General features: G+C 53.7%; 11 protein-coding genes, 2 pseudogenes and 1 riboswitch. Of the genes and pseudogenes, 12 read left to right on the top strand and 1 reads right to left on the bottom strand.

Annotation, left to right across the window (positions count from 1 at the left end):
• From CPT76_RS13810 to CPT76_RS13785, 6 genes and pseudogenes are all read left to right on the top strand, one after another.
• Window positions 1–364 (top strand): ABC transporter substrate-binding protein (locus CPT76_RS13810; RefSeq protein ID WP_181152839.1); only part of this gene is annotated, 364 nt, incomplete at its 5' end.
• A 230-nt stretch (window positions 365–594) separates the two neighbouring features.
• A complete protein-coding gene (locus tag CPT76_RS13805) occupies window positions 595–1560 on the top strand; it encodes an ABC transporter permease (RefSeq protein WP_105443321.1) in 966 nt (321 codons plus the stop codon).
• An 83-nt stretch (window positions 1561–1643) separates the two neighbouring features.
• Window positions 1644–2466 (top strand): annotated as a pseudogene (locus tag CPT76_RS13800) (carbohydrate ABC transporter permease).
• An 84-nt stretch (window positions 2467–2550) separates the two neighbouring features.
• Window positions 2551–4254, top strand: coding sequence for a type 2 periplasmic-binding domain-containing protein (locus tag CPT76_RS13795; protein WP_105443320.1), 1704 nt, complete (start codon window positions 2551–2553; stop codon window positions 4252–4254).
• A gap of 91 nt (window positions 4255–4345) precedes the next feature.
• On the top strand, window positions 4346–6250 hold the full coding sequence (locus CPT76_RS13790; protein ID WP_258168410.1) for a cache domain-containing sensor histidine kinase: 1905 nt from the start codon (window positions 4346–4348) through the stop codon (window positions 6248–6250).
• Window positions 6228–7787: a response regulator transcription factor gene (locus CPT76_RS13785; RefSeq protein ID WP_105443319.1), complete on the top strand. Its 1560-nt coding sequence runs from the start codon at window positions 6228–6230 to the stop codon at window positions 7785–7787. Before CPT76_RS13790 ends, CPT76_RS13785 begins: the two co-directional genes overlap by 23 nt.
• Window positions 7788–7964: 177 nt before the next feature.
• On the opposite strand, the gene CPT76_RS13780 is transcribed toward CPT76_RS13785, so the two are convergent.
• Entirely contained in the window at window positions 7965–8210 is a 246-nt protein-coding gene (locus CPT76_RS13780) for a hypothetical protein (RefSeq protein ID WP_146116242.1), read from the bottom strand.
• 232 nt (window positions 8211–8442) lie between these two features.
• Here CPT76_RS13780 and CPT76_RS13775 point away from each other — a divergent pair, with 232 nt between their 5' ends.
• From CPT76_RS13775 to CPT76_RS37365, 6 genes and pseudogenes are all read left to right on the top strand, one after another.
• Window positions 8443–9165, top strand: a complete 723-nt coding sequence (locus tag CPT76_RS13775; RefSeq protein WP_105443317.1) for a class I SAM-dependent methyltransferase — start codon at window positions 8443–8445, stop codon at window positions 9163–9165.
• Between the two features lie 106 nt (window positions 9166–9271).
• Complete coding sequence (locus tag CPT76_RS13770) at window positions 9272–9598, top strand: YrdB family protein (protein WP_181152838.1); 327 nt, start codon at window positions 9272–9274, stop codon at window positions 9596–9598.
• A gap of 134 nt (window positions 9599–9732) precedes the next feature.
• A riboswitch (TPP riboswitch) is annotated at window positions 9733–9837 on the top strand.
• A 139-nt stretch (window positions 9838–9976) separates the two neighbouring features.
• A pseudogene (gene tenA / locus CPT76_RS13765) lies at window positions 9977–10676 on the top strand (thiaminase II).
• Window positions 10673–11521, top strand: a complete 849-nt coding sequence (thiM, locus tag CPT76_RS13760) for a hydroxyethylthiazole kinase (protein WP_308737578.1) — start codon at window positions 10673–10675, stop codon at window positions 11519–11521. Before tenA ends, thiM begins: the two are co-directional and overlap by 4 nt.
• The gene (gene thiD, locus CPT76_RS13755) at window positions 11518–12333 is read left to right on the top strand and encodes a bifunctional hydroxymethylpyrimidine kinase/phosphomethylpyrimidine kinase (protein WP_105443315.1); all 816 of its coding nucleotides are present in this window, start codon (window positions 11518–11520) and stop codon (window positions 12331–12333) included. The genes thiM and thiD overlap by 4 nt, the downstream gene beginning before the upstream one ends.
• 191 nt (window positions 12334–12524) lie before the next feature.
• The coding region (locus CPT76_RS37365) for a carboxylesterase family protein (RefSeq protein ID WP_258168408.1) at window positions 12525–13210 on the top strand (686 nt) is incomplete at its 3' end.

Below are 13210 nucleotides of genomic sequence, written 5' to 3'. Positions count from 1 at the left end.
ACTTTGGGTGACGGGCAAAGACATCTACGTCTCAAGCGACCATCTGTCCAGCGGCTCGGTGCTTTATGATGATTTGGGACTCGCGAAGCCTAAATTGGTAGAAGAACTGTCCAAAACCGGCACGGTGAGCTGGAACCAGGTTTCGCTGGAAAAATTCGCGCAAATGGACGCCGATTATCTGTTTATCGTCAACAGCCGCGGCGTATCGAAGGATGAGCTGCTGAAGGATCCGGTATGGGCCAACATCCCGGCCGTCAAGGAAGGCCATGTGTATGAGTTTGACGATCATTCCAGCTGGCTGTACTCGGGAACGATCGCCAATACGCAAATCATCGATGACGTGTTGTCCAACGTCGTCAAATAAATCAATGAAAACTTGTAACGCTCCACATTAGAAACTAAGGTTTAGAAGCCTCGGTTCCGGCACCTTCTGTCGGATTCGGGGCTTTTTTCTGTCTTCACCACCGGATGCCACCTGAAATTTAGAAACCTTAACTAAAATTTGAAGACTATTTTTCATAGGAACCGCCGCCTATAATTAGTACCTGAAAGGGCTTACATAAGAGATTTCAGAAACGGGGTGCTTTCCAGAACATGAACGCAAGGGCCGGTATCGAAGCCGAGTGGGAACCTGCCGCCGAGAAGGCGAAAGAGAGGAAGCTGTGGCGGAAAATTGTGGGCCAGCGCTATCTGCAGATTATGGCTCTGCTGGGCGTCGCCTGGATGATTGTTTTCAATTATATCCCGATGTACGGGGTCATCATTGCTTTTAAAGAGTTCGACATTATTCACTCGATCTCTTCGGCTCCGTGGGTCGGATTGGATCATTTTAAGGAATTCCTGGAGGACGACAGTCTCGGATACGTGATCAAAAATACGCTCGGGATGAGCCTCCTGAAGCTGGTGATCGGGTTTCCGCTGCCCATCCTGTTCGCACTCCTGCTGAACGAAATCCGTTCGATCGTGTTCAAAAAGTGGATTCAGACGATTTCCTACCTGCCTCACTTTTTGTCCTGGGTCATTCTGGGTGGCATCCTCGCCACTTGGCTGGCGGATGTGGGCATCGTCAACAAGGTGCTGATGGCGCTTCACCTGATCGATCAGCCGATTACATACCTGGCCGAGCCCAAATACTTCTGGTCCATCGTCGTCACTTCAGATATCTGGAAGGAGATCGGCTGGTCGGCGATCATTTACCTGGCGGCGATTTCGAGCGTATCTCCGGAGCTGTATGAGGCGGCTACGATCGATGGGGCGGGCCGGATGCAAAAAATGTGGAACATTACGCTTCCTTCGATCAAAGGCACGATTTCCATTTTGTTCATTCTGGCCGTCAGCGGCATCCTGAACTCCAACTTCGACCAGATTCTCGTGCTGCGCAACTCTCTGAACGAAACGTCAAGCAACGTCATAGACGTCTACGTATACAACGTTGGTCTGGCAGAGAGCCGGTACTCCTACGCGGCCGCGGTCGGACTGATCAAAAACGTGATCGCTCTCGCGCTGCTGCTTGGAGCCAACAGCATTACGAAACGGCTTAACAATACTTCCTTATTCTGATGGGACGGCGGTGACTCTTCGTGTATTCATTCAAACGCCAGAGCGCTTCGAGCGCGATCTTTGAAATATTCAACTCCGTGCTGATGCTGATCGTCTGCTTCGTCACGCTGTATCCGATCTGGTACGTCATCGTGAACGCATTTAATGACGGGGCGGATGCGATGCGGGGCGGCATTTACTGGTGGCCGCGGCAGTTCAGCTTGGACAGCTTCCAAGCCGTATTCCGCAGCGAGGGCATCATGACCGCTATGGGGGTCACGGTGGCCAAGACGCTGATCGGTACCCCGGTTCACGTGTTTTTTACCGCGATGGTGGCGTATGCCTTTTCCAGAAGGGAGCTTGTGGGACGCAAGCTGTATATGTTCATCGGCACGGTGACGATGTTCTTCGGCGGGGGCCTCATTCCGTATTACCTGCTGATCCGGGATTTGCATCTGCTGGACAATTTTCTGGTATATATCATACCTGCTGCATTCAGCTTCTTCGACCTGATCATTTTCCTGTCGTTTTTCCGGGAGATTCCCCCGGGATTGGAAGAAGCAGCGAAGATCGACGGGCGAACGATTTTAAAATTTCTACAAAGTCATCATTCCGGTATCCATGCCGGTGGTGGCGACAATCGCGCTCTTTCACGGGGTGTACCAATGGAACGATTACTTTACTGGGATGATCTTCATTAATGATACGAACCTGCAGCCGATCCAGACGTATTTGTACCGCGTCGTTGCGCAGTCAAGCTCCAACCAGATGCTGGCATCCATGCCAAGCGGCATGGCGGTGTCGGTGACGAGCCAATCGCTGAAGCTGGCTACCATGGTCGTTACCACCGCGCCGATCGTCTTCGTGTACCCGTTCCTGCAAAAGTATTTTGTAAAAGGCTTCATGATCGGATCGATCAAGGAGTAACCGGGAATCCGGGTTTATTCATGGTTATCAGTCCCGCCTGGCGGGAGTGTTAATAGATTAACGAAAGAAAAGGGGTTAGAATCCATGAGCAAATCGCGCAGACTCATGACTTCCATGATCGCTCTGACCGTCGTGTTCACGATGGCGCTGTCCCTTGCGGGCTGCTCCGGCGGCAAGAGCGAGACAAACGGCGGCAGCACTGCCGCGACAAGCGAAAGCACGGATGCGAAGAACACGTCGTCCACGGGCGGCGGGGAAGCCAAACCGAATCCGGATGAGCCGGGCTGGAAGTCGGACAACGCACCAATCACGTTTGATTGGTACATGAACTTTTCGTGGTTCAATAAAAAATGGGGCGGCGACGCGACTGCCGAATATGTCACCAAGAAGACGGGCGTCAGCATCAACTTTATCGTTCCGGCGGGAAATGAGAACGAGAAGCTGAACACCATGATCGCCTCCGGCAAGCTGCCGGATTTCATCACTGGCTGGAGCGAGGAAGCCGTCAAGAAGATGATCGAGGGCAAGCTCGTGCTTCCGCTGAACGAGTTGGCCGATCAATACGATCCTTACTTCTTCAAAGTAGCCGACCCTGCTAAACTGGGATGGTACACGCAGCCGGACGGCAACATCTACGGTTATCCGAACGCATCGTCCTCTCCTGAAGATTACAAAAAGTACGGCTCGAACTTCACGTCAAACCAAACGTTCGAGGTTCGCAAGGACATGTATGAAGCCATCGGCAGCCCGGATATGAGCACGCCGGAAGGGTTCCTGAATGCGCTCAAGCTGGCGAAGGAGAAATTCCCGGAAGTGAACGGCCAGCCGCTCATTCCGCTCGGACTGCATGAATTCAGCGAGACCGGCAACTATTCGCTCGAAGGCTATCTCCAGAACTTCCTGGCGATCCCGCAGCAGAAGGACGGCAAACTGTACGACCGACGCCTGGATCCCGAATACATCTCTTGGCTGAAGACTTTCCGCAAAGCCAACGAAATGGGACTGCTCTCGAAGGACATCTTCATCGACAAGCGTCCGCAAATGGAAGAAAAAATCGCGCAGGGCCGCTACTTCGCGATGCTGTACCAGCGCTCCGACTTTGATGCGCAGAACATGTCGCTGTACCAGAAGGACCCGAATTCTGCGTACATCGCGATCAACGGTCCGGCCAACTCCAAGAAGGACGCGCCGACCCTTTCCGGTCCTGGCATCTCCGGCTGGACGCTGACCCTGATCTCCAAGGACGTGAAGGATAAGAAGCGGGCGATCGAGTTCCTGACTTACCTGATCAGCGAGGAAGGCAACAAGGACATGTTCCTTGGCGAAAAAGGCGTCACTTACGACAATATCGACGGCAAAGACCAGTTCCTGCCGGATGTCGTGAAGCTGCTGAACACGGACCGCACCGCGTTTGACCAGAAATACGGTGCGTCCTACACCTACTGGATGCTGATGGATACGAACATGAACCTGCAGTGGGCACCGCCGGGCGTCGATCCGCAGAAACAGATGGCGGACTGGACGAAGGGCAAATCGATCAGCATGTCCGAATTCGACAATCTGGATCCGCCGAGCACTTCCGAAGAGGGGGTTGCCGGCAGCAAAAACGCACGGAATTGGGGCAAACTGCTGCCGAAACTGCTGCTGGCCAAATCGGATGCCGACTTCGACAACATGTGGAACAGCTACATCGAAGACCGCAACAAGAACAAACAGGACAAAATTGACGCATACCGTCAAAAGGCATACGAAGAAAACGTCAAAAAACTGGAAGCGCTCAACAAATAAGCGCCTTCTGACACAAGCCTGGAATCCGCGATTTTTTGCTCGCGGATTTTCAGGCTTATTACCATAATTGGGCTGGGTGGTGCTTGCGACAATGATCGAACTTGCCCGGAATCGAATGGCCAGGCTGTCGACCGCCATCGGCCGGATGCCGATTCAATTGAAGCTGATCCTATCGTTTATCTGTATTATTTTGATCCCGATCACCCTGGTTTCCTGGTATTTATTCAACGGGGTATACCTGAATACGATCAAAGATTTGACCAAGAAAAACCAGTATATTCTGGAGATCGAGAAAACGAACGTGGCCAACAACATGCAGGTGATGGAACGGACGGCCCAGCTGGCCATCTCCAACAGCGAGATCAATGAGTATCTGCAGAGCCGGGAGGAGCTGGATACGGCCGATTTGATCGATTTTAAGATGAAGACGTTCTCCAGCTTTCAGTACTATCTGTTTAACAATCCGAACATCGCCAACATCCGGCTGTATTCGGAAAACCCGAACGTGAGAGAGTTTTGGCCGGTTATTTTCAAAGAATCCCGAATCAAGAACAAGCCCTGGTACCAGACGGTTCTTCGGCGCAACGGACTGGTCTGGTGGGAGATCAGCGCGACGAATAAGGACGTGATCAAGAACAGCACGGTGGCCAGCGACCAGGTCGGCGATTTTGTCACGCTGCTGCGCGAGATCAAATATCCGAACGATAAGCATAACGGGATCCTGGAGGTGACGATGGAGCTGAACAACTTTTTTATGAAAACCTTCAGCAGCGTACAGGATACAAGCTCACAAATGATCGTGGTGAACCGGGAGGGCAAAGCGTTTACCAACCCGTCCCTGAGCCTGATGCAAACGCTCCCCGTCGAAACGATCATGGCCGAGTTCGCCAAGCACGGCAAGAAGACCGACCACGAGTTTACCTTTACCTATAACGGGACGCCATATTTGTGCATTCCGAGCGATATGGAGCCGCTGGACAGCTATCTGTTCAACGTCGTTTCGCTAAAAAGCGCTTTGTCGGACGTCAGCAAACGGCGGAATACGATTATCATTGCCACGATTATTCTGATCGCTCTGCTGTCGGCCACGTCCTATATCCTGCATTCCTTGATTTTGAAAAAGCTGAACATTTTGCGCGATTCGATGAAAAAAGTACGCAAAGGCGACTTTAATTTCGAAATTGACATTACGAGCATGGATGAGATCGGAGAATTGGCGCATCATTTCCGCCAGATGCTCAAACGGATGAATGAGCTGATCGTCGAGGCGGTGAACCGCCAGGCGGCAACCAAGGAAGCAGAGCTGAAGTCGCTCAAAAACCAGATCGACTCCCATTTTCTGTACAATACTCTCGAAAACTTAAAGATGCTCGCCGAAATTGAGGGCCAATACACGATTTCCGATGCGCTCACCTCACTCGGGCGTATGATGCGCTACAACCTGCAGTGGACCAGCAACCATGTGCGGCTGAGGGATGAACTGGAGCATATCCAAAACTACATCGCCATCATGAACATACGCTACGACAACAATCTGGTGCTTAACATCAACGTTCCGCCGGTCCATATGGAACAGGAAGTGCTGAAGATGTCGCTCCAGCCCATCGTCGAAAACGCCGTTAAGCATGGGATGGGTTCCCGTTCCGAGGGCGAAAAGCTGGAAATCGCTATACATGCTTATGTATCGGGGGACAGCATCATTATCGAGGTCTGTGACAATGGCGACGGGATTCCCGAATCCAAACTGAAGAAGATCAACCTGATGATCCGGCTGGAAGACGCGGATTATCAGCAAATGCGGAAGGAGCTGAACGACGGGGAAAGCAGCGGCATCGGACTGCGGAACGTCGATCAGCGTATCGTCATGTTTTACGGGAAGTCGCACGGGATCCGGGTGGAGAGCACCGAAGGAAGTTTTACACGAGTCACGATGACGCTGCCTTATCTAATTCTAGCGGGAGGTGTGCCTGCCCATGTGCAATCTGCTAATCGTTGATGATGAGAAAAATATCCGGGATGGCCTGAAAGCGATGATTCGCCGCGAGTTCGGCGACGACTACGCACTGTACTTTGCCGCGAATGGGGAGCAGGCGCTTCAAGTCATGGACGAGACGGAAATGGACTTGGTCATTACCGACATCCGTATGCCGGTGATGGACGGAATTGAGCTTATTAACCGTATACAGGATCAGGAGGCGCGGCCGGATCTGGTTATTCTAAGCGGTCATGACGACTTCCAGTATGCCAAAGCGGCGATTCGCTGCAATGTGAAGGAATATTTGCTGAAGCCGATCGTTCGTGACGAGCTGTTCCGGACGTTGCGGCGCCTTGACGAAGAGCGTATCCGCAAGGGAGAAATCGCTGATCAGCTGCGCGGAACGAAGGCGCTGAAGGAAAATTATGCGGTGAGCCGGCTGCAGTATTTGTTTTTGCAGGAAGGCATGGACGAGCACGCCATTCGGGATGTGGTCCTTCAGGCGGGACTGGATTGGCTGGATGCGGGCGGATACGCCGCGCTGGTCCTCGTCCCGGAACGCTACCGGGAAGCCGGCTGGGACGAATTCACCGCTTATGTGGACCTGATGATCGGCTGGCTGCCGGGTGAACGTCATATCCGTTTTTATGACAAAGACGGCAAACTCGTATTGTTTACCGACACCGCTGCTCCGTTCAACCGGCTGGGAGAGGAAATCATCCGCCAGTCGTCCAGCGCCATCCGGGCCGGTATCAGCGAAGGGATGGCGGGTGCAGGGGAGGTGAAGAAAGCTTACCAGCAGGCCGGCCGGGCGTTGAAGTACTTTTTGTTCCAAAACATGCCGGGACTCATTCGGAGCACTGAGCTGTCCGGCAAACGGACGGATTACCGCATCCCGGTGGAAGACATCCGGAAGACGGCCAACCTGCTCGGACTGGATCGGGATGCCGAGCTGAGCCGGCTGCTGCAGCATATTTTCGATATCCGGACGATTCTTCAATATGATATCGGGTATCTGGAAGGGATAAGCCATGCTTTTAACGAGCATGTATTCGACCAGGTGTTTCAAACCTATGGCGAGGAATCCGTCGACATTTTAAAACTCCACAAGCAGGTGGGGAATCTGTACAACTTCAACCATTTTCATGATTATTTCCATAGTTTGGAGAGCCTGCTCTTCCTGCTGAGCGATTATGTGAAACGGATGCGGTCGATGCATTTTGACCAGAGCGAGATTCAGCGGGCGATCGTCTATATCGAGGAGCATTTTCATGAAAACTTGAATATGGCCGTCGTTTCCAATCATGTCTCATTGAATTATTCGTATTTCAGCCAAGCTTTCAAGGAGTATACAGGGGAGACGTTTGTCAGCCACTTGCGGAAGCTGCGGATCCGTAAGGCCAAGGAGCTGCTCGGCAGCACGGACCTGAAAGTGTACGAAATCAGCGAGCGGGCCGGGTTCGAGAACGTGAAGCACTTTACCAAGGTCTTCAAGGAAATGGAGGGCGTTGCGCCGCTCGAATACCGCTCGCAGCAGGAGGCGCTAAGGCGGAGGTGAACAAAAATTGCCGGGACGATGGGCATCCTGTAGCAGAAGGCATTGCCCTTCAGAGACGTGAAAACCGCTGAAAGCAAATAAATCAAGCGTAACAGGCTGCCGAGAGGCAGCCTGTTACTGTTACTGGACGAGTAATGAGGAGTCGTGATGCTAAGCATGAAAACCAGAATCTAGGGGTCATGATGTCGACCTCGGATGGCCACGGCGAGCCAATCCACGCTTCATCCCGTAAATGAGGAGATCAACCGCCGCCCCGATGATGACAGCCATGACGATGGAGAGAAGATACGCCGGGAACCGTAAGGGGATAAAGTAGCTGTTCGTTACGAAGGCATGTTTATCGGACAGCCAGCCCGAGTACACCGGGTCATGCAGCAAGGATTCAAGCAAGGGATTCAGCCGGATCAGTATGATGTTGGCCAAGCCCTGTCCGGAGGCATCCAGTATGCATGTGAGAATCATACATAACGTGAGCCAAAAAGAAACGCTTTTTAACAAAGACATTCCCCGCCTTCAAACTTGTTCTTGTCATTTATAACGCATCCTGCCGCAACTAAGTTCTGCACAGCTTACATAAAGCTGGTTTATTTATATCCAACCTTTCTGTTGGTTGGTATAATATGGTGGAGAATAGCGAGTCTACGGAGGTGGTTGCATGAAAGAGAGGGTGCTCGAGGCTTATACCAAGCTCGCCAAGGACTATGAACTGCATACCGATTCGGACAGCGGCGCCAACGCATACTACGAGCGTCCGGCCATGCTGGAGCTGCTGCCAACGGATATGTCCGGACTTCATGTCCTTGATGCAGGCTGCGCTGCAGGATGGTATACCGAGCAGTTCGTTTCCCGGGGCGCATTGGTATCGGCGATCGATTTCAGTCCCGATATGGTGGAGGCGGCCAAACGGAGAGTCGGCAGTCAAGCGGAGATTCGGGTTCACGATCTAAGCGAACCGCTGCCATACGGAGCCGATAAGTTCGACTTGATTCTCAGTTCGCTGACGCTGCATTACATCGAAGACTGGGATCCTTTGTTCCGTGAGTTTCAGCGGGTATTGAAGCCTGGAGGAACGTTTTTGTTTTCGGTGCATCATCCGTTTATGGACTTTACCGTTTTTAAGAGACCGGATTATTTTGCACGGGAGCTGCTTGTAGACTGGTGGACGAAGAAAGAGGCAGGCAGCGTTGAAGTGACGTTCTTCCGCAGACCCCTGCAGGAAATCGTCAATATGACGTCAAGCTGGTTTGTACTGGACCGGCTTGTCGAACCAAGGCCCGTTCCCGAGTTTCTGGAGCGGCTGCCGGAGTCGGCCGACTTCTACCAGCGGATTCTGCATCACCCGCATTTTTTAATTGTGAAAGCTCACAAGCCGGAGTGAGAGGGGAAAAGTTTTCGCCGCGAGAGGCAAGAAACAATCGGCATAATTTTACTGAGAATGGCTTCATTCCAAAGGCCCTGACCGGCCCAAAATGGAGGGTTTGGCAATGATTGTGATCGACCTTATCTTTTTTCTAATGGAGCTGTGTGCACTGGCAGCCTTTTGCCTGTGGGGATTTAAATTGGATACCGCCTTGTGGATCCGTATCGTGGCAGGAATAGGTTCGCCGGTCGTTGTTGCTGTTTTTTGGGGCATGTATGTCGCACCGAAAGCGACCTTCCCGGTGACGCTTCCCGTCCGGGCTGTGCTGCAGCTGATCGTATTCGGTCTGGCCGCGGCTGCGCTGTACGGATCGGGTTATCGAACGGCAGCTATCATTTATGCCGCTGTCGTCATCGTCGTGATGATCCTTTCATACGCGTTGAAAAGATAAACACTTGAAGGTGGAAGGAGATCCGCATAAACGATCGACAAGCTTTTTCCCGGTATCCCGCCGGCAGCTTTTTTTGTTTGACAACACCGGCAAACGGAGCTACAGTTAATCATGAACTTGTAAAATATCATACGAAAATCCACTAGGGGAGCTGCGGAGGCAGCTGAGACAAGTGATCGCTTGGACCCTTTGAACCTGATCCGGTTAATACCGGCGGAGGGAAGTGGAGCAGGCCTTTACATACGCAACTTTCTTGATGAGATACATTCAGGATGACACTGCAAATAGCGGCCGCTCCATTTCGGGGCGGCTTTTTTGTGTTGGCTTCCCCGCGCTCGAACATGCGATTTTCGTCAAAATTAACGGAGGTGCATTATCATGGCCCGGTTTACCGAAGAATTGAGACATGCGGCAGATCCCATTTATCAAGCGATCTTCAAGCATCCGTTTGTACGGGGGATTGCGGAAGGTACCTTGTCCAAGGAGCAGCTGATTCACTATGTGAAGCAGGATTTTGAATACCTGAATGCCTACATCCGGATCTATGGCATTGCCATATCCCGATGCGATTGCCGGCAGACGACCGCGCTTTTTAACGAACAGATTTCGTTTATTTTGAACAGCGAAACGCATCCCCACCAAAAACTTTTGTGATGTCGCCGGTGTTGCATATGAGGAACTGCAAGGCTATCCGCTGGCTCCATCGGCCAATCATTACATCCGGCATATGCTGAACGTTGCCCACGAGGGGGGACTTGAGGATATTGTAGCTGCGCTGTTACCTTGCCCGTGGACCTATACGGAAATCGGCCAACGTCTGCTGGAGGAAGTCCAACCGGAGAAATCCCATCCGTTTTATGAATGGATGCACTTTTACGGAGACCGGGAAAGCGGCGTAACGGTACAGCTGCGGCGGCTGCTCGACGAATGGGCGGAGGGTCTTCCTCCCGCAAGAAAAAAACGGCTGATGGAGCATTTTCTGACCAGCTGTCAGCTGGAGTACATGTTCTGGGATATGGCGTTTACGCTTGAGGATTGGCCGGTTTCCCTGGCTGCAGCGGAAGGGGTGGGACGATGACCGCCGATATGTTTCCGTCCGGACTTATCCAGCTTCCTTTACGGATAAAAGAGCAGCGTCCGCTCATTCACAACATGACGAATGTGGTCGTGACCAACTTTACGGCCAACGGCCTGCTTGCCCTTGGCGCCTCTCCGGTTATGGCCTATGCCAAAGAGGAGGTGGCCGATATGGCCCGGGTCGCCCAAGCCGTCGTCCTGAATCTCGGAACCCTGAGCAGCGAATTGGTGGAGGCGGCGGTCATCGCCGGCCGATCGGCAAATGATCATGGCGTTCCGGTGTTCCTGGATCCCGTCGGCGCGGGAGCGACCGCATTTCGCACGGAGGCTGCGCTGCGGATTTTGCGCGAGGTCCGTGTGTCACTGGTTCGGGGCAACGCAGCGGAGGTTGCCCATCTCATTGGTGAAACCGGCGCGATAAAAGGTGTCGACGCAGGGGAGGCCGGGGAGGCCGCTCCCGCCGACTTGGCGGCACGGGCGGCACACCGTCTGGGGACGCTCGTCGCCATTACCGGGCAAGAAGATGTGATCACCGACGGAACGAGGGGATACTTGATCCGGGGCGGACATCCGATGCTGACCCAAGTCACGGGGACTGGCTGCTTGCTGACATCGGTGATCGCCGCTTTTGGAGCGGTCGAATCCGATCTGCTGTCCGCTGGCGCGGCCGCCTTGGCTTACTACGGTGAAGCGGCCGTTCGGGCATATGAGCGGACGGGTATTGAGGGGCCGGGAAGCTTCCAAATCGCTTTCCTCGACGCGTTGTCTGGGATGGACCGGCATCCTTTGGAGGAAGGAACCATTACGGCTCTTCTGGAGTCGGCAGGAAGGGGATTTGTACAATGAGCATCCCGAAAGCATTGACGGTAGCCGGTTCTGACAGCGGCGGCGGGGCAGGCATCCAGGCGGATATCAAAACGTTCCAGGAGCTCGGCGTATTCGGTATGTCGGCCATTACAGCCATTACCATTCAAAACACACTCGGGGTACAAGGCGTTTATCCGCTTCCTGCGGCTGCGGCAGCCGAACAAATGGATGCCGTGGGCACCGACCTCGGCGTGGATGCGGTCAAAACCGGCATGCTGTTCAGCGCGGATATTATTGAGGCCGTCGCAGGACGAATAGCCGCTTTTGGCTGGAGGAATGTGGTCGTCGACCCGGTTATGGTCGCCAAAGGCGGCGCGCGGCTGCTGCAGCAGGACGCTGTTGACGCGCTGAAGAACAAGCTGCTGCCGCTGGCTGCTGTCGTCACGCCCAACATTCCGGAGGCGGAAGTGCTCGCGGGGATGGCGATCCGGTCGATGGAGGAACGCTGCGAGGCGGCCTACCGCATTGCGGCTTACGGTCCGGCGATGGTTGTGATCAAGGGCGGACATGACGAATCGTCTGACAAAGCGGTTGATCTTACTTTCGACGGAAAATCCTTTTCGACCCTGGAAGGAAGCCGGATTGACACGCGTCATACGCATGGAACGGGATGTACCTTCTCGGCTGCGATCGCCGCTGAGCTGGCTAAAGGGAACCCGGTCAACGAGGCCGTGCGGACGGCCCGTGAATTCATCCAGGCGGCCATCGAGAACGCGCTCGGTATTGGCGGCGGGAGCGGTCCGACCAATCATTGGGCCTACCGCAGCCAAAAGGAAGGGGCGGCTAGATAAAGGCAGCCGATACCGGCCTGCTTCACAAGCGATTAGCACCTGTCTATATAGACAGGTTTTTTTCTTGGCGCTGGCTTCCTTAAGTGGTCGTCGATAGATGGTTTTTTGCACCGAGCTTCGGTTAGGCTTTGTCCAATTTTTAGTGTTACAATGGTAGAACGATTCCAACGCTAGAAAGGATGTTAACCAAATTGGACCAACTCCTCATCCGTACTCATAATGGCCTGATTCAAGGATATGTTCAGAACGGCGTCCGGACCTGGAAGGCGATTCCTTACGCCGAGCCCCCCGTCGGCGAGCGGCGTTTCCGGAAACCGCTTCCTGCACGGCCATGGGCAGGCGTCAGATCCGGGGACATGACGGTTCCGCTTGCCCCGCAGCGCGTCAACCCCACGGGTGGCGCTTTTAGACTGAAACGGGATCAGATCCCGCAGTCCGAGGACTGCCTGTACGTCAATGTGTGGGCCCCTGACGAGCCGGCACCGCAGCCGCTTCCGGTCATGGTGTGGATCCATGGCGGCGCCTTCGTGACGGGCGGCGGTGGACTGCCCATTTATGACGGCTCCGAGCTGGCGCGCCGGGGAGGCTTAATTGTCGTCAGCCTCAGCTACCGGCTGGGTCCTCTCGGTTTTACGCATTTTTCTCCATTTTCCGGAGAGTCCGAAGACGGTTATGTAAGCAACGCCGGTCTGCTGGACCAAATCGAAGCGCTGCGCTGGGTGAAGCACAACATCACCGCTTTCGGCGGAGATCCTCAGCAGGTGACCGTATTTGGTGAGTCGGCGGGAAGTATGAGCATCGCAGCGCTGCTTGCAATGCCTGCAGCCCGAGGCTTGTTCACCCGGGCGATTATGCAGAGCGGGGCTTCCCAGGCGAT

Source organism: Paenibacillus sp. AR247, from assembly GCF_002968895.1.
In the GTDB taxonomy this organism is placed as follows: Bacteria; Bacillota; Bacilli; order Paenibacillales; family Paenibacillaceae; genus Paenibacillus_AQ; species Paenibacillus_AQ favisporus.
The sequence above is the reverse complement of the archived record's forward strand: the minus strand, read 5'-3'. Positions and strand labels throughout refer to the sequence as shown.

Excerpts from the sequence above, each read along its gene's own strand:
- CPT76_RS13775 (WP_105443317.1), top strand. The coding sequence starts at position 8,443 with ATGAAAGAGAGGGTGCTCGAGGCTTATACCAAGCTCGCCAAGGACTAT.
- CPT76_RS13785 (WP_105443319.1), top strand. The coding sequence starts at position 6,228 with ATGTGCAATCTGCTAATCGTTGATGATGAGAAAAATATCCGGGATGGC.
- CPT76_RS13770 (WP_181152838.1), top strand. The coding sequence starts at position 9,272 with ATGATTGTGATCGACCTTATCTTTTTTCTAATGGAGCTGTGTGCACTG.
- CPT76_RS13795 (WP_105443320.1), top strand. The coding sequence starts at position 2,551 with ATGAGCAAATCGCGCAGACTCATGACTTCCATGATCGCTCTGACCGTC.
- CPT76_RS13790 (WP_258168410.1), top strand. The coding sequence starts at position 4,346 with ATGATCGAACTTGCCCGGAATCGAATGGCCAGGCTGTCGACCGCCATC.
- CPT76_RS13805 (WP_105443321.1), top strand. The coding sequence starts at position 595 with ATGAACGCAAGGGCCGGTATCGAAGCCGAGTGGGAACCTGCCGCCGAG.
- thiD (WP_105443315.1), top strand. The coding sequence starts at position 11,518 with ATGAGCATCCCGAAAGCATTGACGGTAGCCGGTTCTGACAGCGGCGGC.
- thiM (WP_308737578.1), top strand. The coding sequence starts at position 10,673 with ATGACCGCCGATATGTTTCCGTCCGGACTTATCCAGCTTCCTTTACGG.